We start from the raw sequence: 25,124 nt of genomic DNA, 5'->3' as shown, positions 1-25,124 counted from the left end.
TGTTTGCAAGGTGGTCCAATCGGCATCCACGGTAGAGCGGAATCGTCTGCTGGGTGCTGTGGTTGGTGGGTGCTGGTCGCCGTAGTGAAAGTCCCGGGACGCACCGGCGGGATTCAGCACATCGTCGGAGACGCGAAAAGTGTTCTCGCCAACCATGTTCCAGAGCACGACGATGCTGGAGGAAAGTGTCAGGTACGCGGCCAGATGTGGCCTTGCGGGCAGATCGCGATGCTCCAGGACGTGCGGTACTGGGTTGTAGGAGCTTTCGCGCCAGGAGTTGACCTTCGATAAGCGGTTATTACCGGCGGTCAGACCGATCAGCGGTTGTCCTGAGAACGCGCGGTACTAGCCGAATACCGTGCCTCGCTCGCTCAGGGGCTGTCCGAAATCCGTAAATGCACCTTGTTCGGCACCCCGTCAGCGTGCGGGCAGGGTGTTCCACAGTTCGCATTGGTGGTTGTGTTCGTAGGTGTCGGTGGTGGTGCTGGTGCCTGGTCGTAGCGTCAGGCGTTGACCCTGGTCGAGTCGGGGCCATGGTGGTTGATTCGGAGAGTTGGGGTCCCCGGTGTTCACGAAGCGGGTCCAGTAATCGATCATCTGCCTGGAAAGAGCTTGCTGGGCGTCGGTGGAAAGGTTTGTGGCGCCGTCGATATGGTCGAACAGATAGGGCAGTTCCAGGCTGTGGGCGGCGCCGAGGGGAAAGGGTGGGGCGCTCAGTGCGGTCGGCGCTGGTGGGGCAGGGTCGTTGAATTCGTAGGCGTAGACCGGCGCCCCGGCAGCCATGGTTTCGGCGATGCGGGCGTTGGGGCAGGCGAAAGCAAAATCGGTGATGACTGCCACGTAGGCCAGGGCGGGCTGGGGGTAGCGTTCGAGTGGGTAAGCGGCAGAGATGGATTCGGCCTGGTCGCCGAAGTCCACGGCCAAGCGCGGTAGATACTGTTCGGCGGTCATCTGCCGGTGTGTTGCGGCCATTTCACCGGCCAGGAACACTGCGAACTCATCGTGGTTGGTGCCGATCAAGACAGGAACCTTGGCACCGGTCGTACTGGCTAGTGCGTCGAGGGGGTTGGGTAGCGTTCGTTGTCCGGTCGCTGGTCCGATGATGGGCAGACCCGCCACTCGGTAGAACGCGGGCGGTTGGGCGATCAGGGCGTTGACGGGCAGGTCGCGTAAACAGGTGTCTCGGGTATCGGGATCGCTACAGCCGAGAGTTTCGGCGTATGCCTGGCTGGCTTGGATTGCGCTGGGTCGGTCGGCTTGCGCCTGGCAGCGGCCGCTTTGCATGATGGCTGCTCGGAACAGCCCTTGTGAGTCCGGTGCGACCAGATGATCACATACCGAGGTCGCGCCGACCGATTCACCGGCGATAGTCACCTTGCGCGGGTCGCCGTCGAATCCGGCGATATTGTCGCGAACCCATCGCAACGCGGCTTGCTGGTCGAGCAAACCGAAGTTACCGACCTGGTCGTCGTGCGCTAACGCTGGATGCGCCAAGAATCCCGGTGCGCCGAGACGATAGTTGAGGGTGACGACCACCATGTCTCCGGTGGTGGCCAGCGTCTGTGGCACATAACTGTCACCGCTACCCGAGGTGAACGAGCCCCCGTGAATCCACACCATGACTGCGCGGTCTTCCTGCTTGCGTGCACGCATTGGGGGGGTCCACACGTTCAAGTACAAGCAATCCTCACCGGACACGGTCCCCGCCTGCGGGCCAGGAGCCTGTGGGCATCGCGGCGCGGGCATAGTGGCATCGCGCTCCCCGGTCCATTTCTCCGGCGCGATCGGGGGTTTCCAGCGCAACTCACCCACCGGTGGCAACGCATACGGGATCGCGCTGAACAACCGATGATCCGACGCCACGATGCCACGCACAGCCCCCGCGGTGGTCAGTGCGAGCGCGGGATCGGCTCCCTCCGATCCCGGTGAATCAGTGGCGTTCGACCCGCATCCAGCCAGCAACGATACCGCCAGCACACTGATCAACACCCGGATCGCCCTGCGACTGACACCATGGTTAAGCGGATACTGCGGGATCGCACGCGGGCGACCTGCGCAGTTCGAGGGGACTCGGTCGATCAGGGACTCGGCTACCACGACGAACCTCGCTCTCGATTACTACCGCCGGGTCGAGTCGAGCTCGGCCTGGCAAACCATTGGAAAACCATTCTTACCAGAATGGGAGGCTTCGTGTGCGGATTCAGCTCTCTCGAGAGCGCAGCCTGCGCAGGCACCATCACGTAGACCGGCCGCCGGCACTCCCGGCTCGACTACCTGACCTCGGCCGAATACGAAACCGCGTACTACTCTCAACAACCACCACGCTGACCGGCGCTGGTCACAACCTGAAGCCGGTCCCTTACCCATGACGGTTCAATCCCTGCGCCGGCCACGCTCGTAGGAGGCTTCTCATACGGTTGTCGTTCTGCTGTTCTTTCTCAGCGCGTCTGGCGTTCGAGGGTGAAGATGAATGATTCGTAGTGGCCGCCGGTGCCGTGTTCGAGCCCGATTTCGCAGGTGCGGTTGTTGCACAGGTAGGCGTCGAAGTGCTGATCGGCGAGTTCGTCGGCTTCGTCGCGGGTGGCTGCCTCGGTGAGTTCGGGGTGCAGGAAACCTCGGTCGCCTGCGAAGGCACAGCAGGTGGCGTTTTCCGGGACGACTACTTCGTCGGCGATGGCGGCGCCGATCTCGGTGAGCGTCCCGTCGATGCCGAGGTGGCGGGTGGAGCAGGTGGGATGCACCGCCACCCGGTCGAGTTTCGCGCCGACGGTGAGGTTGGGCAGCAGCTTCTGCTGGGTCCAGCTGGTGGCGTCCATGATCGTCATCGCCGCACGATGCGCGGTGTTCTCGGCGGTCAGGTATTCGGTGATCTCGTCGAGTACGCCGAGGGTGCAGGAGGCGGCGTCGATGATGACCGGCAGTGTGCCGGAATCGCTCCAACGCCAGAGGTTTTCGATGATCAGGTTGGCCATGTAGGTGTTGCCGTCGTGGTAACCCTTGGAGTGCCAGACGGTGGCGCAGCAGCTGCCGCGCACGTCATCGGGGATCCACAACGGTAGGCCCGCGCGGGCGGAGAGCGCGACCAGGGCTTCGGGCAGGCTCAGGTCCCGCCGATCCTGTTGTCCGCGACCGAAGATGCGGTTGATGCATGCCGGGAAGTAGACCGCCGCCGCACCGTCGCGCTCGGTCCGCGGCAGACGTGCGGGGGCTGCGGCGGGCATCTCACGCAGCCAGCCCGGCATCAGCTCGGTGCTCACGACCAGGCGTAGCAGGCCGGTGATGGCCGTCATCACGGTGGCGCCCAGCAGGTGACCGCCGCGCACCGCGACCCTCGCCAGCCGCTCGACCGATCCCCAGCGCTTGGCCACGAGCAACGCTGTCTTCTCTTCTCGCGCGGTGTGTTCGGAGTGGCGAAAGGCTTTCATCATGGTGCCGGTGTCGATGTCGAGTGGGCAGGCCAGCGAACAACTGCTGTCTCCGGCGCAGGTTTCCACCGCGTCGTATTCGTATTGCTCGAGCAGCGCGCGCCGGAGCGGTGTATCGCCGCCCTGGCGCGCCATCTCCCGGCGCACGACGATGCGCTGGCGCGGGGTGGTGGTGAGGTGGCGGCTGGGGCAGACATGTTCGCAGAAACCACATTCGATGCAGTGCTCGATGGTGTCCTCCACCCGAGGCATCGACTGCAGATGCTTCAAATGCGACGTGTGATCGCGGGTGAGCATGACATCCGGGGCGAGCACCCCGTGCGGGTCGAACAGTTCCTTGATCCGCCACATGAGATCGGTTGCCTTCTCGCCCCATTCGATCGGCACGAATGGCGCCATGTTGCGGCCGCTGCCGTGCTCGGCCTTCAATGAACCGTCGTATTTACCGGTGATGAGCTCGACCAGCTCGTCCATGAACTGCGCGTAGTTGTTCTTGCCTGCTGCGGTGCTGAAGTCGACCATCAGACAGAAGTGGAAGTTGCCTGCCGAGGCATGCCCTTGCAGAGACGGGTCGTAGCCGTGCTTATCCAGCAGGGCGGCAAGGTCTTTCGCCGCATCAGTGACCCGAGCGGGTGGTACGCAGACGTCCTCACCGATCATCGTGGCGCCGACGGGCCGCTGCATGCCCACCAAACCGCCCAATGCCTCACGAATCCGCCAGTAGGTGCCGATCTGGGCTCGGTCGCGAGTAAAGCGGCCCGGTTCGAGGAGGGAACAGCCGGCCAGCACCGCCTCCACCAGCGGCAGCGTGGAATCCAATGCCGCCTCGTCGGTGGCCCGCACCTCCACCAGCAATGCCGCGGAGCCCGAAGGCAATTCGGCCCAGGCCGGATTCGCCGCAGGCAGCTGCGCGCACGCACGCAGGGTGCGCCCGTCGAGCAACTCGGCTACCTGAGCACCGGCCGCGGTGAACTTCGGCACCGCCTCGGCGGCGTGCGCGAGGGTGTCGAACAGCAAAAACGCGTCCGCGCGCGCGGGCAGCAGCGGCACCGTGTCGAACACGGCCTCAGCGACGAATCCCAGCGTGCCTTGCGAACACACCATCAGCCGGGTCAGGATTTGTGCCGGTGTCGCACCGATCAGGAAGCCGTCGAGCCGATACCCGCTGGCGTTCTTGATGGCGAACTTGCGGCGGATGCGGTCGGCGAGTTCGGTGTCGGCCTCGATCTCGGCCTTGATCCGCAGCAGTCCCGCGGCCAGCTCCGGTTCGGTGGCCGCGAGCACTTCGTCGGCGTCGTCGGCGCCGGTGTCTACCATCGTTCCCGATGGCAGCACCACCGTGACCGAACGCAGTGTGGCCGAGGCGGTTTGGGCGACTCCCGCCGCGAAACCGGAGGAGTTGTTGGCGATGACGCCACCCACCGTGCACGCATGGGCGCTGGCCGGGTCGGGGCCCAACCGGGTACCGCGCCGAGCGAGGGCAGCGTTGGCCATGGCAAGGACGGTGCCCGGCCGCACCCGCACCCGCGCCCCCTGATCTTCGACGAACGTGCCGCTCCAGCCGCGGCGTACATCGATGAGGATGTCGTCGCCCGCGGCCTGCCCGTTCGGGCTGGTTCCTGCTGCCCGGAAGGTCGCGGTGTGTCCGTGCTCGCGGGCATAGGCCAGCACCGCCGCGATCTCCTGCGGTGTCTGCGGATTTACCACCACCTTCGGAATCAACCGATAAGGGCTGTAATCGCTGGCATACCGCACCAGATCGAGTGCCCGCGCGTGCACTTTGTCCGCACCGAGCAGGGACTCCATGTCAGCCTGTAATGCTGCGGGGGAGCCTTGGGCCAATTCCGCGGGTGCGGCGTCAGCGCAGCCGCCGGGCGAATCCAGCAGCGCAGGCGCGTGCAGAAATGGTTGCCACAACTTCACGATCAGCTCCTTCCGTCCGGCGCACCGGACAACACATGCCGAGCATGGGAATGAAAAAGGCCGATCTGTGCCCCGGTGGGGCGGCGTTTGTTCAGTCGAGCGGGATGCTCATGGCGTTGTGGAACAGGTTGTCCGGGTCGTACTTGCGTTTGATGGCCTGGAGCCGGGGGAAGTGTTCGCCGTAGTAGCTGGCCCACATGTCCCGGCCATGGGCCTGTTCCTCGAGGTCGTCGTCACCGATGTAGCCGCCGACGGTGTAGGGATACATCAGCTCGTAAGCCTCGCGGGGCCACCAGCGGCGGTCCTCGCCGAGCGGGACAAGCTGCGCGGGGTCGTCGGTTTCGTCGGATTCGACGTCGGTGCCGAAGCCGAGCAGCCAGACATCGCCGCGCACCTTGACCGCGGTGGCGTCGGCCGGCAGTCCGGAGGCCGGGTCCAGGGCTTGCATCTGCATGCGGGCACCCTGCAGTGGTTGCCTGGCCGCGAGTTCGCCGAGTTTCGCGATGACCTCGGGAGTAAAGGGCTCGGGCAGGTGTGCGGCCTTGATCGCTTGGTAACGCAGGTTTTCGTCGGCTTCGCGGGTGAGTTTGCCGGGTTCGGCCAGCCAATGGGCCGAGGTCTGTGTCGCGGCTTGGGTGGCGATCACGTCGATATAGCTCATCGGTTCGATGTCGGACTCTGTTGGTTGGGGCAGGCGCGCGCGCATGTCGGCGATCATGGCGTCGCGCTCGGCGGGTGTGTCGGTGAGGATCACACCGACCATTTCCAGGATGCCTTTCCAGATGACGAGCATCGGACTGAAGGTCGTCGGTGTGCTCAGGGTGAAATCCTGTAGCGCGGTGAACGTTTCGACGAAGTCGATATCGGTCAGGCGGTAACGCAGCGAGAAGTTCGCCGGGGCTTTCGGTGCCTGGTGCAGGCGGAGTACGAACTTGGTGATCACGGCGAACGAGCCGGTGCCCGAGCCGCGTAGCGCCCAGAACAAATCGGAGTTGGTGTCCTCGTCGGCGATCTGCACGCGGCCATCGGCCGTGACGACTTCCACCTGCGTCACATGGTCGGTCAGGATGCCGTACCGGCGCACGGCTCGCCCGTATCCACCGCAGGTGGCCTGTCCGCCGACCCCGACCGGCAAGCAGTCACCACCGGGAACCATCAGCTCGCCGTGCGACCACGCCTCCCAGTACAGATTGCCGAGCAGCGCACCGGGTTCCACGGTCGCGGTGCGCGCCTGCGGATCCACGGTGATCTTGTCGAGATGGATCAGATCGATCACCAGAGCATGCCCGCCCCGCCCGCCCAGCCCGTTGCCCTCGATCGAGTGACCGCCCGAGCGCATCGCGATCTGGGTGACGCCTGCCTCGCGGGCACACCGCACGACCGTGGCCACCTCGGCGGTGCTGCGTGGCCGCACGATCCCTAGTGGACGGAACTGGGTCCGCACATTCCAGGTCGCTCTGGCCCGGTCGTAGTCCGGGTCACCCTCGAAACTCATCTGCACCGAAGGCAGGTGCTGGTGGAGCAGCTTCGCGATGTCGACCATAGCTATCTCCTCTCGATTTACATAAAAGACCGGCAGCAGGCCGTTCGGCTGGGCGCGGCTTTTCGTACCGTCGTCACGTGTTCGATTCCTGAGCGGGGATCGCCCCGCGCTGGTCAGTCGAGCGGGATGCTGAGTTTGTGGTGGAACAGGTTGTCGGGGTCGTATTTGCCCTTGACCGCTTTCAGTTGCGGTAGGTGTCGGCCGTAGTAGCTGTCGAACATGTCGCGGCCCTTGGCGCCTTCTTGATAATCGTCGTCGCCGATATAGCCGCCGGTCAGGTAGGGGTAGAAGATCTCGTAGGCCTGCTCGAGCCACTGTTCGTACTTTTTGCCGGTCGCGACCATCGTGGCCATGTCGCCGGCGTCTTCGAGTGGCACCCAGCACGACATCCCCATCAGCCACGGGCAGCCGCGGTTCTTGATCGCGGTGGCTTCGACCGGGAGCCCGGAGTTCGGATCCAGGCACAAGAGCTGGATGCGGACTCCTTCGGTGGGCTGGGTGATGGCGAATTCGGCGAGTTTCTCGATGAATTCGTCGGTGAACGGCTCGGGCACGAAACCGGCCTTGATCTTCATATAGCGCAAATGTTCTCGGCGTTCGCGCCGGACATCACTGAGGTCGGGGTAGTAAGGCGCGGAAGTGTCCTCGAGGCCCTGGATCCGCATCGTCTCCACGTAGTCCGCCGGGCGGATGTCGAACTGATCGGTGGCAGGGAGCTTTTCGCGCATGTCGGCGACGAGGGCGTCGCGCTCGGCTTCGGTCTCGGTCGCCAGCGAGCCCAGGATTTCCAGATGCCCGCGCCAAATGACGATCATCGGATTGAACGCAGGCGGCGCGTTCAGTGAATAGTCCTGCATCGCTTTGAACGTCGACACGAACGACGCGGCGTCGCTGAGCGGGTATTTGATGAAGAAGTTCGCCGGTGCGGCGGGGGCCTTGTTCAACTGTACGGTCATGCTAGTGATGACACCGAACGAGCCGGTGCCGCTGCCGCGGATCGCCCAGAACAGATCCGGGTTGTGATGATCATCGACGGTGACCGCCGATCCATCGGCCAGCACCATCTCCGCGCGCAGCAGACGATCGGTGAGAATGCCGTAGGTGCGTGAGTAGTGACCGTAGCCGCCGCACTGGATCTGACCGCCCATGCCGACGGCGATGCATTCACCGGTCGGCAGCATCAGCCCGCCCTGTTCGAAGGCCGCCACCATCAGGTTCCCGGTGAGGGTGCCGCCGCCGACGGTCGCGGTCATGGCGTCGCGCTCGATGGTGATGTCGTCCATCTCGACCATGTCGATCACCATCGCTTGCCCATCCTGGCCGCCGAGGCTGCCGCCTTCGAACGCATGTCCACCAGAGCGGATCGCCAACTGCGTGACGCCCGCCTCGTGAGCGCAGCGGATGATTTCCTGCACCTCCGCGGTCGAACGCGGGGCGACCACGCCGACCGGCTGCGCTTGTGCCAGGTAATTCCAGGTCGCGGTGGCCTCATCGAAAGAGGCGTCCTGCGGGAACGCCGCCGGAATCGAGGGAAGACGATCGTGCATCAAATCCTTGAAACTCACCATTGCAGATACCACCCTTGTCGTTGGAGGACCAGTGCTGGTGAAGCATTCGAGATCAAGTTGCCCAACAGTAACCGATCACAGATTATTGCCTGAGTGGAACTCATTGGATACGCCAACTTCGCATCCGACGTTAGCAGGGTGTTGGTGTGCCCAACAATGTGGGATAGTCGACAGTATGGCCCCACAACCACCTGCTTCGGCCTCGGTGCAGCCCTCGCTGACTCGTTTGCGTGTCACCGCCACGTGGCTGTTGCATCAGTCGGCGCTACGGGCAGATCAGCGGTCGCTGAGAGTTATCTCGGCGGCCGGATCTCGGCGCTATCACTATTCCGTGCTGGCCGCTCTGGCGGAATCCGGTCCGTCCAGTCAGGCCGATCTGTGCCGATGGTGCGAGATCGACCGCAGCGATATGAACGCCATCGTCAACAGCCTGGCCGAACAGTCATGGCTGCAACGCGCCGCCGACCCTGGTGACAAACGCCGCAACGTCATCACCATCACCTCGGCCGGGCGTCGTCAGCTACGCCGGCTCGACCAGATCCTGGCCGAACTCGACGACGAGGTGTTCGCGCCGTTGTCGGCGACCGAGAAACAGCAACTGATCGACATGCTGGGCCGAGTCCTCGCTCACATCACCTGATCGGCGCACTGGTAGGGCAGCCCCCGCCCACGAAGCCCTCGAACCGGTCGCAGGCGTTGAGTATTACTGTGGATGTCCGTTATCTCACATTGTGCGGGCGTAAACCGTCGCTCATGATCAGTAGACCAGTGTTGGGGTTGCCAACCAAATGGTGGCCCGCTCCACCAATAGCCATCAGCATTCCGCTCGACTAGCCATCAGCATTCCGCTCGACTGAACGTCCGGTTCGACTTATCGGCTTCGAGAAGGGAATGGTCATGACGAACTTCGCCGATTACACCGAAGTGGAAGAAAAAGCGCGCACCACGATGGCGCCCGATATCTGGTCCTATGTCTCCCACGGGGCGGGCGATGAATTCACTCAGTCCAACAACGTGGCCGCATTCCGGAAACTTAGTCTGCTTCCCCGCATGTTGCGGGCCACCGACCAGCGCGATCTTTCCGTCGAGCTGTGTGGCATAGTCCTGCCGACCCCGCTGTTCCTGGCTCCGGTCGGGGTGATCGGCTTATGCGATCCCCAAGGCCACGGTGAGATCGCGACCGCACAGGCCGCGGCCCGCACCGGAGTGCCGATGATGGCCTCGACCATGGCCGTCGACCCGCTCGAGACCGTCGCCTCGCATTTCGGTGACACCCCTGGGATGTTCCAGCTCTACACCCCGACCGATCGCGACCTGGCCCAAAGCCTGGTGCACCGCGCTGAAACCGCCGGATTCCGAGCGCTGGTGGTGACCCTGGACTGCTGGCAGACCGGCTGGCGGCCCCGCGATCCGTCGCTGACCAACTCTCCCCGGTTACGCAGCGAGTGCCTGGCCAACTACCTCACCGATCCGGTGTTCCAGAAGCTGCTCCCGGCCTCACCCGACAACGACGCGTCGGTGGCGATGGATACCTGGAACTCGATCTTCGGGAACCGCCTCACCTGGGACGATATGGCTTGGCTTCGCTCGCTGACCGATCTGCCGTTGATCCTCAAGGGAATCTGTCACCCCGATGACGTCCGGCGCGCCAAAGACGTCGGTGTGGACGCGGTCTACTGCTCCAATCACGGTGGCAGGCAAGCCAATGGCGGGCTGGCCGCCATCGATGCGCTGCCCGGTGTCGTCGCGGCCGCCGACGGAATGCCGGTCCTGTTCGACTCCGGCGTCCGGACCGGCGCCGACATCGTCAAGGCCCTGGCCCTCGGCGCGACCGCCGTCGGCATCGGCCGCCCCTACATCTACGGCCTCGCCCTCGCCGGAGCCGACGGCATCGTCAACGTCCTCGACGCGCTGTTGCGGGAAACAGACCTGATGATGGCCCTCGACGGCTACCCGAGCATCGCCGAACTCACCCCCGAGGCGTTCCTGCCCACCGGCGGGTGAACCGGCACCGATCGTTGCCGCGCCCCACGTGATCACGGCGTCTGCCGTAGTGCCAGAGGACGGGTGCTTTCTCAGTGCGTCTGTGTTCGTCGACTTGATCGAAGGATGTCATGGAACGTCGCAAATTCGCCCAAGCGGTAACGGTGGGCTCGGCCGCGGTCGTCGTCGCCGGCTACAGCAAGGCCGGCTCATCCACTATGTCGCCGGCAACGACCTTGTCCTACCCCGAGCAGCCACCGGCGACCGATCCCACCAATACCGATGCCCTCGCGCCTTTCCCGGTGCAGCAGGCACCCCGCCCGGTAGCGAAACCCCGCACCTACGAGCTGTCACTGCCCGATCATCGCGGCATCGATGCCGCTGATCCGACCGGGCTCGGTGTGCTCGAGCTCGCGGCGCTGCTGCGCGCGGGCGCACTCACGAGCGAGCAGTTGACCAGGTCGCTGCTGGACCGGGCCGAGGACAAGGACATCGAGATCAACTCCTTTGTCCGCCGCTACCCCGACACCGCGCTCGCGGCAGCTCGGGACGCCGATGCACGCCGCCGATCCGAGGGCGAGCGCACCCCGCTGCTGTGCGGAATTCCGTTGGCGCTCAAGGACGTATTCGCCGTGCAGGGTCGTCCGTTGACCGCAGGCCTGCCCGCCCTGCTCGGTGACAACGTCGCCACGGGCGACTGCACCGCCTGGGCACGACTGAAGGCCGACGGGATGCCGCTGCTCGGGCATGCGCAAACCCATCAAATGGCGATCGGCTCGCTCACCGAGCAAACCGCCAACCCATGGAACTTCCACAAGGTGCCCGGCGGTTCCTCCGGCGGCTCGGCCGCCGCGCTCGCCGCCCGGTTCACCCCGGCCGCGCTGGGCACCGACACCGCGGGCAGCCTGCGCATCCCCGCCTCCGCCTGCAACGTATGCAGCATCAAACCCACAGCAGGACTGGTCTCGGTCTACGGCACCATCCCCGTGGCGTGGAGCTTCGACAACGTCGGGCCCATGGCGCGCAGCGCCGCCGACCTCGGACCCCTACTCGCCGCGATCGCTGGATTCGACCCCTTCGATCCCCGCACCAACGGCGCCATCGACTGGCCCCAGTCCTACCCCAGCACGCCACGCCCGTCCGGCCTGTCCGGCACCCGCCTCGGAATCCCAGCCACCGCACCGACATTGGACCCCGGCGTGGCCGACAGCTACCGCGCCATGCAGGCGACGCTGCGCTCCCTCGGCGCCGAGGTGATCGAGGTCGAGACCCCCACCCCGATGAACTACCTGGACATGATCATCGGCCAGGGCGTGGAAATCGGTGCCTACCAAGCACAATGGTGGCCCGCTCGACGCGACGCCTACACCCGGTACCTCAAAGAAAGCTTCGCCTTCCTACTCGATCACGAACCCAAGGCCATCGCCTACAACCAGCTACTGCGCGAACGCACCCGCCGCCAACAACACTGGTGCGCGCTCCTGCGCGACCATGCCCTGGACGCGATGCTGCTCCCGGTCCTGGGCACCGAACTCGTCGACCGCCCACCCTTCGGCGACTACGGCCCGCAAGAGGGCATGGCGATGTCACCACAAACCAACGACGCCAACTACTGCGGCCTGCCCGCCGTCGCCATCCCGGCCCAACCCAGCACGGTCACCGGGCTACCCGTCGGCGTGCAACTGATGGGCGCGCCCTACTCCGACGCCCATCTGCTGCAAATCGCCGTGGACATCCAAGCCCACACCGACTACCACACCGCGACACCGGACATCTGACAGTTCCTCTGAGGACACCGCCAACTTGCGCACTCATTTTCCGTACAACGCATATCAGGGAGGTTGGGTCTCGGCGGGAAACGGTCGAACGGTCGCGATCCGAGGTTACCGCCGCGCGGGCTGTCCAGAAATGCGGTTCGGACGTGGCGTTGTCCGAATTTGGACGCTCGGGCCGTATTCTGTGCGAGGAATTTCTGATTTCGACCGGGCCGCCGATGTTGGCGCATTCTGCGGCTCCAGGAATGGGCTGCTCACGATAGTTCGACTCGGAACGAGGTGGCTGAGCGTGAAAACGGTTCGTGATCAGATTCGGAAGTTTCTTCGCGAGACCGGCGATTCGGTGGTGTTCGGCAATCCTGGTTCGACGGAACTGCCGTTCTTCGCCGAGTGGCCCGCCGAGCTGCGCTGGGTGATGGCGCTGCAGGAAGCCTCGGCGGTGGCCATGGCAGACGGCTACGCGCAGGCCAGCGGCGGACCGGCGTATGTCACGCTGCATTCGGCGGCGGGCCTGGGCAACGGGCTGTGCGCGGTGTACTCGGCCGCCCGCAACTTCAGCCCGGTCGTGATCCTGGCCGGTCAGCAGGCGCGGGAACTGCTCCCGTTCGATCCCTATCTGTTCGCCCAGCAGCCCACCGAGTTCCCGCAGCCGTATGTCAAATGGGCCATCGAACCCGCACGCGCACAAGATGTTCCACTCGCTATCGATCGGGCCCGCCATATCGCCATGCAGCGTCCCGCCGGTCCGGTGTTCGTCTCGGTCCCCATGGACGACTGGGATGCGGCCACCGAGCCCGTGTCGGTTCGCCACGTCGGTGACAGATTCACCGGCGACACCGACGAACTGGCGGCGGCCGCCGCGAAACTGGCTGCCGCGCAACGACCCGTGCTGGTCGTGGGTCCCGAGGTCGATCGCGACGACGCCTGGGACCAAACCATCGAACTGGCCGAACGAATCGGCGCGACGGTATGGATCAGCCCGCACGCCAACCGAATCGGCTTCCCGGAGAACCACCGGGCCTTCCGCGGGCAACTCATACCCGCGCGCGACAAGGTACGCGCGGCCCTCGACGGCGCCGATCTGGTCCTGGTCCTGGGCGCCCCGGTCTTCACCTATCACATCGTCGCTCAGGGCTCACCCCTGCCCGAGGGAGCGGAACTGATTCAGCTCAGCGAGGATCCGGCCGCGCTGGCTCGCGCCGAGACCGGAACCGGGATCCGCACCTGCCTCCGAGAGGGCGTCACCGCGCTGCTGGATCGGCTGCCGCCCGCAGCGGGTGCTCGCCCCCGCGTCGAGCCGATCACCCATGAACAGCCGCCGTTGACCGAACCGCCCACCGGTGAGTACGTCCTCCACCTGCTCGGCGACATCCTTCCCCCGGACACCATCCTGGTCGAGGAGACCCCGACGTTTCGCGAGGTACGCAGCCGCCACCTGCAGGTGCGCCGCCCCCACGGCTACTACAACACCGGTGCCGGCGGACTGGGCTGGGCGCTGCCCGCCTCCATCGGCGTCAAACTCGCCGAACCGAACGCCCCGGTAGTCTGCCTCATCGGCGACGGCGCCATGCAGTACTCGATCCAAGCCCTGTGGACCGCAGCACAATCGGGCATCGCCGTGATCGTCATCGTGCTCAACAACGGTGGCTACGGCGCGATGAAGGACCTGGCCGCGCAATTGGGAGCGACGCACCCGCCCTCGTTCGACCTCCCGGGCCTCGACCTGCCCGGCCTCGCCCGTAGCTACGGCTGCACCGGCATCCGCGCCACCACCCCCGAGCAGGTCCGCCAAGCGGTCAGCCAGGCCCTGGCGGCACAGACCACCACCGTCATCGACATCCCCGTCACCGCCGTCACCGCCAACCTCTACTGACCCGGCGAAACGGAGCCACGAGGCGCCGCTTCGCCGCCCGCCCCGACCCTCCCGACACCGAGTGTGAGTTCCAGACGATCATGGTCGGCCTCGATCATGTGCGCACCATCGAGGGCCGGGACATGAATGGACTCCGCGGCGAAGACGAATTCACGATGACCGGGCACAGCCAGGGTGACGGCCAAAGTATCCGAGGCGCGCAACCGAACCTCGGGGCGGCATCGGTCTGCACTGAGGTCTGCGTGTGGTCGGTTGTGGGTGGCGCACCTGGTGATGTTCGGCTTTGATGGAGTGGGACGAGGATCAGCGGCGGGGCAGGAGCCGATGTCCGATGTCCACATTCGATCGTAAACAGTTCCACGCTCTTATGGACCGCTGTCTGGACGCGGCGGAGTCCTTGCTCGAGCCGGGCATCCCTGATCCGTCGGATCGGTTGTGGTTGCCGCAGTTCGCGGTGTCGATCATCAATGATCGGTCGCGGGTGTGTGCGCCGCGGGTGTTCGAGGCGATGGGGTGGCCGTCGGGGACGGTGGTCGGGTTCGGGTGGGTCGGGGACGTGATGACGATCGGTGCGGTGGAGTGGGGTCGTGCGGTGATTGATCGTCGGGGTCATGTCCGGTTGCCGGCCGACATGCGCCGTGATGCTGGTATCGAGGCGGGGGATCCGGTTCTGTTGGTCGCGATGCCCGAGGAGGGGCTTGTCGCGGTTCTGGGCCCACAGGCCCTGGGCCGCGCCCTGTCGCCGATGTTGGCGCCGGTGCGGTATCCGCAGGCTCGGGCGGTGATTCCGCTCCTCACGCCGGGGGAGGGCTAGCTGTTGCGTTGCGGTGTCCGGTTCGGGGGTGTTTGACCGGCTTTGCTTCGCGGTAGAAGCGGTTGCCGGGCCATTACACCTTGGTTGCTGGCTTCGCATGCGTTCGGGAAAACGGGCTCGAAGAGACACGCCGATACGTTCGGCCTTCGTCGGTGTTGGACCAGCGACCACCCTGTTATCGCGAAGAGGCCAGACGGTCGGGTACTCGACAGGTTCCTGGCTGAGTCGGGCAAACTTCTCGCGTGTACCGCAGGCGCGTGTTCGAGAGCTCTTGAACACGTAGCTGGCTTCGATAGCGGGGAAGTGTTGAAAGAGCCCTGGTGGGGGTCATATGTGTCGCGTTCGGGGGCTCTTGAACCCCTGAACGCGACACATATGACACAAGTAATGCGCGAGAGGGGACTTGAACCCCTACGTCCGTGGACACCAGAACCTAAATCTGGCGCGTCTGCCAATTTCGCCACTCGCGCGTGATGGTACGACCGTCCAAACTCTACCGGGCTTGACCGACTTCGCGAAGCTTCGGGTGGGCGTGGCGTACTGGTCAGTAACCCTACCAGGGATTATAACGATTAGATAACTCTCAACATGAGGAGCGCTCATGTTTCGTACGTGTTAGTAACCCGGCAGACCAGCGTGTTCAAACATGAGGGGGAGTCATGTTTGGCATGATTCTGGTACGGACGTACATGAATACTCGGCAGTATGCGGTTTAGCCGGCGAGCAAACGTGAGGATTTCCTCATGATTTTGGCTATCCTCGCCGGTATCAGGCCCCAACGCTGAGGAACACCTGCGCACCGGAGGGAGCGGCGTGTCTCGCCAGGGCGCGTCGCCAGGAGAAGGAAGTCGAATCGTCTTGACGATCAACGAGAGCACCGAGACCGGTACCGGACAGAGCTCGAAGGTCGGTGCGGCCCAGGCGGCTGGGACCCGATCGCCACTGCTGGATCGCCTGCTGAACGGGACGCCCTACGCGCTCGCGTTCGGCGGACAGGGCGCCCAGTGGCTCGACGAGCTGGAAGAGATCGGCCGCGACAGCGCGCTGGAGCCGGAATTGACCGCACTGGTCAATGAGGCGGAAGCGCTGCTCGAGCCTGTTGCCGCACAGCTACTTGTGGTCCGACCCGTCGGCTTCGACCCGATCGGGTGGATGCTCGAGGAGGAACTGGCCGACACCGACCAGGGCGAGGTCTCCGCGGCCCCGTCGCCGCAGGTACTGCGTTCCGCCGCGGTGTCGATGCCAGGCGTGCTGCTCTCGCAGCTGGCCGCGATGCGCGCGCTGCGACTGAACGGACTCGACCCGACCGAACACGCGCCGGTGGCGATCGTCGGCCACTCGCAGGGGCGCTTGGCGGCGACCGCGGTGGAGGCCGGCGGGCAGCGCGACGCCGAGATCCTCGCCGTGGCCCAATTGATCGGCGCGGCAGCCGGTTTGGTCGCTCGGCGGCGCGGGCTGATGCCGGTGGGCGAGCGCTCGCCGATGGTCGCGGTGTCCAACGTCGATCCCGAGCAGCTGCGCGCGGTCGTCGCCCAGGTGTCCGAAGGCGTCGATCCAGCGGCGGCCGCGGTGGTGTCTATTCGCAACGGACGCAGGCGCGCAGTGCTTTCCGGTACCCCAGCCCAGCTGGAGCGGGTACGGCAGCGCTGCGCGCAGATTCACGACGAGCAGTCCCGTGAGCGCGACGCCAAGGTACGCGGCGGCGCGATCTTCGCGCCGGTCTTCGAGGACGTATCCGTCGATGTCGCGTTCCACCACCCGGCGCTGGCCGACACGGTGGATCTGGTGACCTCCTGGGCCAACCAGTGCGGCCTGGACGCGGCGCTGGCCGGTGTGCTCGCGCAGGAGATCCTGGTCGACCCGATCGACTGGGTGGAGATCGTCGACGGCATGGTTGCCGCTGGCGCGCAATGGATTCTGGACCTCGGCCCCGGCGATCTGCTGTCCAGGCTGACCGGCGGTTCGCTGAAGGGCACCGGCGTCGGCATGGTCGCCGCCGCGACCAGGGACGGGCAACGCAGCCTGCTCACCCCGGGTGCCGCGCCGGAGACGGCGGCGCCGTGGACGGCGTTCGCGCCACGTCCGGTTCGGCTGCCGAACGGGCGGATCGTGGTGGAGACCGCGTTCACCAAGCTGACCGGTCGTTCGCCAATTCTGTTGGCGGGCATGACACCTACCACCGTCGACGCGAAAATCGTTGCGGCGGCGGCGAACGCGGGCCACTGGGCGGAGCTGGCCGGTGGCGGCCAGGTGACCGAGCAGATCTTCGCCGATCGGGTTGCCGAGCTGAAGACGCTGCTGCAGCCGGGCCGCGCGGTCCAGTTCAACTCGCTGTTCCTCGACCCGTACCTGTGGAAGCTGCAGCTTGGCGGCAAGCGACTGGTGCAGAAGGCACGCACCGCGGGCGCCCCGTTCGACGGCGTCATTGTCACGGCGGGCATTCCGGAACTCGACGAATCCGTCGCGCTCATCAAGGAACTCACCGAGGTCGGCATCTCGCATGTCGCGTTCAAGCCGGGCACCGTCGCGCAGATCCGTGCCGTGCTGCGGATCGCCGCCGAGGTGCCGGACTACCCGGTGATCATGCACATCGAGGGCGGCAAGGCGGGCGGGCACCACTCCTGGGAAGACCTGGACGACCTGCTGCTCGAGACCTACGCCGAACTGCGCAACCACGAGAACGTTATCGTCTGCGTCGGCGGCGGCATCGGAACCCCTGAGCGCGCAACGGAATACCTGACCGGCGAGTGGGCAACCCCGCACGGCTACCCGGTGATGCCGCTGGACGGCGTGCTGGTCGGCACGGCCGCCATGGCCACGCTGGAGGCGACCACCGCGCCCGAGGTGAAGCAGCTGCTCGTCGACACCCCCGGCACCCCCGACTGGGTCGGTGCGGGTACCGCGTCCGGCGGAATGGCCTCGGGCCGTAGCCAACTGGGCGCCGACATCCACGAGATCGACAACGCCGCCTCGCGCACCGGTCGCCTGCTCGACGAGGTCGCCGGTGACGCCGAGGCCGTCGCCGCGCGTCGCGACGAGATCATCGAGGCGCTGAACGGCACGGCCAAGCCGTATTTCGGCGATGTGGCATCGATGACCTACCTGGACTGGCTGGAGCGCTACGTCGAGCTCGCGGTAGGCCTCGACCGCCGCAAGGACTTCGACTGCGGCAGCGATATCGGCGACGCGATCACCGACGCCACCCGCTCGGTCTGGCTCGACATCACCTGGCGTGACCGTTTCGCGGACATGATGCGCCGCACCGAATCTCGCCTCAACCCGGCCGATCGCGGTGAGATCGCCACGCTGTTCGCCTCCGACGAGGACTTCGAGAACCCGGTCGGCGCGCTGTGCACGCTCAAGGCGCAGTACCCGGTTGCGGAGCAGACAGTGCTGCATCCGGCCGACGTCCCGTTCTTCGTGACGCTGTGCAAGACCCCGGGCAAGCCGGTCAACTTCGTGCCGGTCGTCGACGGCGACGTGCGCCGCTGGTGGCGCTCGGATTCGCTGTGGCAGGCCCATGATCCGCGCTACTCGGCCGACCAGGTGTGCGTCATCCCCGGCACTGTCGCCGTCGCCGGCATCACCCGGGTCGACGAGCCCGTCGGCGAACTGCTCGACCGGTTCGAGCAGGACACGGCGTACTCGCTGGTGCGCGCCGGTGTGGTGCCGGTGGCGATCGACGCCCGCCGCGTCGCCGGCGTGACCACCGGCCCGATCGACACGGTGCTGGCCGCGCCGGACCTCGAATGGTCCGGCCGCACCACCGTCAACCCGGTGCACCGGCTCGGCGATCTGGCGGACTGGACGGTGGACGGCAAGGGCGCCGTGCACCCGCCGACCGGTGCCACGCTCACCGAGACCACCGGACCGGACGCCGACAACTCCTACGTCGAGCTGACCGTTCCGCTGTTGGGCGCCAACGTGGTTCGCATCCGCGTGACCGTGCCGACCGCCACCTACAACGGCGGCGCACCGGTCGTCACCGAGGCCGACGCGCACGAGGCGATGGCCGCGCTGCTTGCCGTCGCCGCCGGACAGGATCTGCCCGAGGTGAAGGGCAAGGTCGCCCACCTCAACATCGCGTGGTCGCCCGACCTCGTCGCCGACCACGCGGGCGTGACCGGTTCGGGTATGCCCCCGGCGCTGAGCACGCTCGGCCGCACGGTCCCCGACGTGCTGGTCGGCGCCTGCTGGCCCGCCGTGTTCGCGGTGCTCGGCGCCTCGCGTGCTGCCGATGGCGCGAGCGTTATCGAGGGCATGCTGGACCTGGTCCACCTGGATCACCAGATCGAACTGGCGGCCGAATTGCCCGACAGCGCAAGCGTTCTCGCGGTGCGGGCGGAAGCGGGCGAGACGCTCGACACCGACCTCGGCCGCGTCGTCGAGGTGCGGGTGCGCATCGCGGGCATGCTCGACCGCCCGGAAACCGGGATGTCCATGCCGACGGTCGCCACCCTCACCGAACGGTTCGCCATCCGCGGCCGCAACGGTGCGGGCGAGCTCACCGATCCGCCGCGCGCGGCGGGCACGGTGTCCGACGCCGCCACCGACACCCCGCGGCGGCGCCGCCGGGACGTCACGGTCGTTGCGCCGCGCACCATGCACGCCTTCGCCGCGGTCTCCGGCGACCACAACCCCATCCACACCAGCGATTCCGCCGCCAAGCTCGCCGGTCTCGGCGGCCCGATCGTGCACGGCATGTGGCTCTCGGCCGCGGCACAGCACGCGGTCTCGGCGGTCGACCCGGAAAGCGCGATCCCGGCTCGGACCGTGACGGCGTGGACCACCCGCTTCCTCGGCATGGTTCGCCCCGGCGCGGAGATCGACGTGCGCGTCGAGCGGATCGCGGTCGACGCGGGCAGCGAGATCGTTGAGGTATCCTGCCGCGCCGCAGGCGATTTGGTGATGACCGCGACCGGTCGCACCGCCGCACCGAAGACGGTCTACGCGTTCCCGGGCCAGGGCATCCAGCGCAAGGGCATGGGCCTGGACGCGCGGACTCGTTCCAAGGCCGCCAAGGCGATCTGGGACCGCGCCGACAAGCACACCCGCGACGCGCTCGGCTTCTCCATCCTCGCCGTGGTCAGGGACAACCCGACCTACCTCAAGGCGCGCGGTGTCGAACACCGGCACCCGGACGGCGTGCTGCACCTGACCCAGTTCACCCAGGTCGCGATGGCGGTCCTCGGTGTCGCCCAGGTCGCCGAGCTGCGCGAGGCCGGTGCGTTCGTCGAGGGCGCGATGCTGGCCGGTCACTCGGTCGGTGAATACAACGCGCTCGCCGCGGCCGCCGGGGTGCTGCCGCTGGAGGCGGTGCTCGAGGTGGTGTTCCAGCGCGGGTCCGCGATGCACGAGCTGGTGCCGCGGGATGCCAAGGGCCGCAGCGACTATCGGCTGGCGGCTATCCGCCCCTCGCAGATCGGGCTGCCCGACGACGAGGTGATCGACTTCGTCACCGGCATCGGCACGGCGACGGGAGAGTTCCTCGAGGTCGTCAACCTGAACCTGCGTGGTTCGCAGTACGCGATCACGGGCACCGTCGCCGGACTGGAGGCGCTGGAGACCGAGATCGACCGGCGCCGTGCGGAATTCGGTGGCAAGCGGGCGTTCATCGTGGTGCCCGGCATCGACGTGCCGTTCCACTCCACCGTGCTGCGCAAGGGCGTTCCGGAGTTCCGCCAGAAGCTCGAGCAGCTGCTGCCCGCCGATCTGCACCCGGAAGTCCTGATCGGCCGCTACATCCCGAACCTGGTGCCGAGGCCGTTCTCGCTGAAGCGTGAATTCATCGAGGAGATCGCGGATCTGGTGCCGTCGGAGCCGCTCGCCGCGGTCCTCGCCGACTTCGAGGGTTGGTCGACGCGGCCCGTCGAGCTGTGCCGCGTCGTGCTTGTCGAACTGCTCGCGTGGCAGTTCGCCAGCCCGGTGCGCTGGATCGAGACCCAGGACCTGCTGTTCACCGATACCGAGCACGGTGGTCTCGGGGTCGAGCGGTTCGTCGAAATCGGTTTGGGCGCAACGCCTACCGTGGCGAACCTGGCTACCCAGACGCTGAAGCTGCCCGCGTTCAGCGGCGCGACGGTGGAGGTGCTCAACATCGAGCGCGAGGCCGGGGTCGTCTACTCGACCGACACCGATCCCGCGCCGGTCGACGAGCCCACCGAGGACACCGTCGAAACCGCCTCGGCCGCAACGCCTGCCGCGGCACCCGTGGCGGCCGCCGCACCGGTGGCCAGCTCCGGCGGACCGCGTCCGGACGACATCGTGTTCAGCGCCGCCGACGCCACCCGCGTGCTCATCGCGCTGTGGACCAAACTGCGGCTGGACCAGATCGGCCCGGTCGACACCATCGAGGGCCTGTGCGACGGCGTCTCCTCGCGCCGCAACCAGCTGCTCGTCGACCTCGGCTCCGAGCTGTCGCTCGGCGCCATCGACGGTGCCGCCGACGCGGACATGGGTGCGCTGTCGGTCACGGTCGAGCGGCTCGCCCGCACCTACAAGCCCTTCGGTTCGGTGCTGTCCGACTCGATCGGCGACCACCTGCGCAAGGTGTTCGGTCCGTCCGGCAAGCGCCCGGCCGCGATCGCCGAGCGCGTGAAGAAGGTATGGGAGCTCGGCGACGGCTGGGCCAACCACGTCACCGCCGAGGTCTCCCTCGGCACCCGCGAAGGCGCCAGCGTGCGCGGTGGCGACCTCGGTGGGCTGGTCTCCGGCGCGCTCGGTGACGCCGCCTCGGTCGACGCGGCCATCGACACCGCCGTCCAGGCCGTCGCCGCCCGCCGCGGTGTCGCGGTGTCGCTGCCCTCCTCGGGTGGTGGCGGCGGAGGCACCGTCGACGCGGCCGCGCTCGGCGAGTTCACCGAGCAGATCACCGGACGTGACGGCGTGCTCGCCACGGCCGCGCGGGTGGTGCTCGAGCAGCTCGGCCTGGCCGAGCAGGTGTCCGCGCCGACGGCGACCGACAACTCGCTTGTCGACCTGGTTTCGGCCGAATTGGGTTCGGACTGGCCGCGTTTGGTCGCACCCGCGTTCGACGCTCGCAAGGCCGTGCTGCTCGACGACCGATGGGCAACGGCCCGTGAGGATCTGGCCAAGCTGTGGCTCGGCGACGACGCCGAGAGCGCGGAACTGCCGGTCAACGGGTACCTCGGTGCCGGTGAAGCCGTTGCCACACAGGCAAACTGGTGGCGCGAGCGGGCCAAGCACGAGGCTCGTTCGGTGCTCGCCGGTGTCTACGAGCGCATCGCCACGGCGGCGCTGAGCACCGATGATCGCGGCATCTGGTCCGCGGACATCGCGGTGATCACGGGTGCAAGTAAGGGTTCCATCGCGGCGGCGGTCACCGGGCGGCTGCTCGGCGGCGGCGCGACCGTGGTGGTCACCACGTCCAGCCTCAACGACGACCGCCTGAGCTTCTACCGGAAGCTGTACCGGGACAACGCCCGCCACGGTGCCGCCCTCTGGGTCGTTCCCGCGAACATGGCGTCCTACCAGGACATCGACGCGCTGATCGAGTGGGTCGGTACCGAACAGGTCGACAACGCCGGTGGCGCGAAGGTCAAGACCAAGGACGCGATGACGCCGACCATGCTGCTGCCGTTCGCGGCGCCGCGGGTCGCCGGTGACCTCGCCGACGCCGGTGCCCGCGCGGAAATGGAAATGCGCGTGCTGCTCTGGTCGGTGGAACGGCTGATCGGTGGCCTGTCCACCATCGGCGCCGACCACGACGTCGACGCGAAACTGCATGTGGTGCTTCCGGGTTCGCCCAACCGCGGCCTCTTCGGCGGCGACGGCGCCTACGGCGAATCCAAGGCCGCGCTCGACGCGGTGGTCGCCAAGTGGCGGGCCGAGAAGTCGTGGTCGACCCGGGTCACCCTGGTGCACGCGATGATCGGCTGGGTGCGCGGCACCGGGCTGATGGGCCACAACGACCCGATGGTCGCGGCCGTGGAGAAGGCCGGTGTGCACACCTGGTCCACCACCGAGATGGCCGACGAGCTGCTCAAGTGGTGCACCTCGCGCGCTCGCCAGGTCACCCTCACCGGCCCGCAGCAGATCGACCTGACCGGCGGACTGGCCAGGGCCAAGCTCGACCTGCCTGCACTGGCCAAGCAGGCCGCGGAGCAGGCAGCCGAAGACGACGTGGAAACCGTTGCGGCGGCCACGATTTCGGCACTGCCCGCGCCGCCGACCCTGTCCTCCGCGCTGCCGGTGCCCGAATGGGGCACGGTCACCACCGATCTCGCCGACATGGTGGTGATCGTCGGTGCCGGTGAGCTCGGCCCGTACGGCTCGGCCCGCACCCGGTTCGAGATGGAGGTCGAAGACCAGCTCTCGGCCGCGGGCGTGCTCGAGCTCGCCTGGACCACCGGCCTTGTCACCTGGGAGAACGACCCCAAGCCCGGCTGGTACGACGCCGAATCCGGTGACTACGTCGCCGAAGCCGAGCTGGCCGACAAGTACCACGACGCGGTGGTCGCCCGCTGCGGCGTGCGCCGCTACGGCGACGACGGCGCCATGCTCGACAACACCGCGCCGCTGATGACGTCGGTGTTCCTCGATCAGGACCTGACCTTCACCGTCGGCGGCGAGGCGGAGGCACGCGCCTTCCACGAGGCCGACCCCGAGCACACGGTCATTGTGCCGGTGGCGGATTCGGCCGACTGGACGGTAACGCGCAAGGCGGGCACCGAGATTCGGGTGCCGCGCCGGGCCAAGCTGTCGCGCACCGTCGGCGGCCAGATCCCGACCGGCTGGGATCCGACCATCTGGGGCATCTCCGCGGAGATGGCGAATTCCGTTGACCGCGTTGCTCTCTGGAACGTCGTCTGCACGGTGGACGCGTTCGTCAGCTCCGGCTTCAGCCCGTCCGAGCTGATGAGCTGGGTGCACCCGAGCCTGGTGGCCAACACCCAGGGCACCGGCATGGGCGGCATGTCCTCGATGCGTTCGCTCTACGTCGACAACCTGCTCGGCGAGTCGCGGCCGAACGACATTCTCCAAGAGGCGCTGCCGAACGTGGCCCTTGCCCACGTGGTGCAGTCCTACGTCGGCAGCTACGGCGCGATGGTGCACCCGGTGGCCGCCTGCGCCACCGCGGCGGTGTCGGTGGAAGAGGGCGTCGACAAGATCCGCCTCGGCAAGGCCGAGCTGGTCGTCGCCGGTGGCTTCGACGATCTCGGCATCGAGGGCATCGTCGGCTTCGGTGACATGTCGGCCACCGCGGACTCGGCGGCCATGACCGCCAAGGGCATCAGCGACCGGTACTTCTCCCGCGCCAACGACCGCCGTCGCGGCGGGTTCGTGGAATCACAGGGCGGTGGCACCGTGCTGCTCGCCCGCGGTGACGTTGCGGTGGAGATGGGCCTGCCGGTGCTCGGCGTGGTCGCCTTCGCACAGTCCTTCGCCGACGGCGTTCACACCTCCATCCCGGCGCCCGGCCTCGGCGCGCTCGGTGCGGGGCGTGGCGGCCGCGAATCCCGATTCGCCGCCGAACTGCGCAAACTCGGTGTCGGGCCGGACGATATCGCGGTCGTCTCCAAGCACGACACGTCGACGGCGGCCAACGACCCGAACGAGTCCGAGCTGCACACCCGGCTCGCCACGGCCATCGGCCGCTCCGACGGCGCACCGCTGTTCGTGGTTTCGCAGAAGAGCCTGACCGGGCACGCCAAGGGCGGTGCGGCCGCGTTCCAGCTGATCGGCCTGTGCCAGGTGCTGGAAAACGGTGTGGTGCCGCCGAACCGGAGCCTGGACTGTGTCGACGAGAAGATGCAGGCGTACCCGCACCTGGTGTGGGCGCGCGAGCCGCTGCGCTTCGGCGAGAAGTTCTCGCTCAAGGCCGGTCTGCTGACCTCGCTCGGCTTCGGGCACGTCAACGGGCTGCTCGCGGTGGTGCATCCGGAGGCGTTCATCCAGGCGATCGAGCCGGAGCGCCGCGAGGCCTACCAGGAGCGGGCGCAGCAGCGTCAGCTCGCCGGGCGGCAGCGGTTCACCGAGGCCATGTGTGGCGGCGCACCGCTGTACGAGCGTCCGGCGGACCGTCGGATGGGTGGTGACGGCACGCCTGCCAAGCAGGCGCGCCAGCTGGAAGCGGATGTGTTGCTCTCGGCCGAGGCTCGCCTCGGCGGGGACGGCGCGTACCGGGCCGACGGCTTCGGCTGCGGCGCTGGCCACACTGCGGACGGTTCGTTCACCGACCGCCAGACCAGGTCGTAGGC

10 protein-coding genes and 1 tRNA gene are annotated in these 25,124 nt (G+C 67.0%); 6 read left to right on the top strand and 5 right to left on the bottom strand.

Features of this window, described 5'->3' with window-relative positions:
* Positions 1-417: 417 nt before the first annotated feature.
* The 4 genes from OG203_RS16835 to OG203_RS16820 form a co-directional block, all read right to left on the bottom strand.
* On the bottom strand, positions 418-1,977 hold the full coding sequence (locus OG203_RS16835) for a carboxylesterase/lipase family protein (protein WP_405167893.1): 1,560 nt from the start codon (positions 1,975-1,977) through the stop codon (positions 418-420).
* 461 nt (positions 1,978-2,438) lie between these two features.
* Positions 2,439-5,348, bottom strand: coding sequence for an FAD-binding and (Fe-S)-binding domain-containing protein (locus OG203_RS16830; RefSeq protein WP_405166593.1), 2,910 nt, complete (start codon positions 5,346-5,348; stop codon positions 2,439-2,441).
* Between the two features lie 91 nt (positions 5,349-5,439).
* Positions 5,440-6,891, bottom strand: coding sequence for an FAD-binding oxidoreductase (locus tag OG203_RS16825; RefSeq protein ID WP_405166592.1), 1,452 nt, complete (start codon positions 6,889-6,891; stop codon positions 5,440-5,442).
* A 113-nt stretch (positions 6,892-7,004) separates the two neighbouring features.
* Positions 7,005-8,438 (bottom strand): FAD-binding oxidoreductase, encoded by a 1,434-nt coding sequence (locus OG203_RS16820; RefSeq protein WP_405166591.1) that lies wholly within the window; start codon positions 8,436-8,438, stop codon positions 7,005-7,007.
* 352 nt (positions 8,439-8,790) lie between these two features.
* On the opposite strand from OG203_RS16820, the gene OG203_RS16815 reads away from it, so the two are divergent.
* The 5 genes from OG203_RS16815 to OG203_RS16795 all read left to right on the top strand — a co-directional run bounded on the left by OG203_RS16815 (position 8,791) and on the right by OG203_RS16795 (position 14,904).
* Positions 8,791-9,099 (top strand): MarR family winged helix-turn-helix transcriptional regulator, encoded by a 309-nt coding sequence (locus OG203_RS16815; protein WP_405166590.1) that lies wholly within the window; start codon positions 8,791-8,793, stop codon positions 9,097-9,099.
* A 251-nt stretch (positions 9,100-9,350) separates the two neighbouring features.
* A complete protein-coding gene (locus tag OG203_RS16810; protein WP_405166589.1) occupies positions 9,351-10,463 on the top strand; it encodes an alpha-hydroxy-acid oxidizing protein in 1,113 nt (370 codons plus the stop codon).
* Positions 10,464-10,573: 110 nt separating this feature from the next.
* A complete protein-coding gene (locus OG203_RS16805) occupies positions 10,574-12,220 on the top strand; it encodes an amidase (protein WP_405166588.1) in 1,647 nt (548 codons plus the stop codon).
* Positions 12,221-12,506: 286 nt separating this feature from the next.
* Positions 12,507-14,090, top strand: coding sequence for a benzoylformate decarboxylase (mdlC, locus tag OG203_RS16800; protein WP_405166587.1), 1,584 nt, complete (start codon positions 12,507-12,509; stop codon positions 14,088-14,090).
* Positions 14,091-14,421: 331 nt separating this feature from the next.
* Entirely contained in the window at positions 14,422-14,904 is a 483-nt protein-coding gene (locus OG203_RS16795; RefSeq protein ID WP_405166586.1) for an AbrB/MazE/SpoVT family DNA-binding domain-containing protein, read from the top strand.
* A gap of 388 nt (positions 14,905-15,292) precedes the next feature.
* Here the strand turns inward: OG203_RS16795 and OG203_RS16790 are convergent.
* Positions 15,293-15,374: transfer RNA gene (locus tag OG203_RS16790), tRNA-Leu, on the bottom strand.
* Positions 15,375-15,762: 388 nt separating this feature from the next.
* Here OG203_RS16790 and OG203_RS16785 point away from each other — a divergent pair.
* The gene (locus OG203_RS16785; protein ID WP_405166585.1) at positions 15,763-25,122 is read left to right on the top strand and encodes a fatty acid synthase subunit beta domain-containing protein; all 9,360 of its coding nucleotides are present in this window, start codon (positions 15,763-15,765) and stop codon (positions 25,120-25,122) included.
* Positions 25,123-25,124 lie beyond the last annotated feature (2 nt).

The sequence above is a fragment of the Nocardia sp. NBC_01499 genome, assembly GCF_045040275.1.
Taxonomy (GTDB): domain Bacteria; phylum Actinomycetota; class Actinomycetes; order Mycobacteriales; family Mycobacteriaceae; genus Nocardia.
Note: the sequence above shows the minus strand (reverse complement) of the source record. Positions and strands in the feature narration are given on the sequence as shown.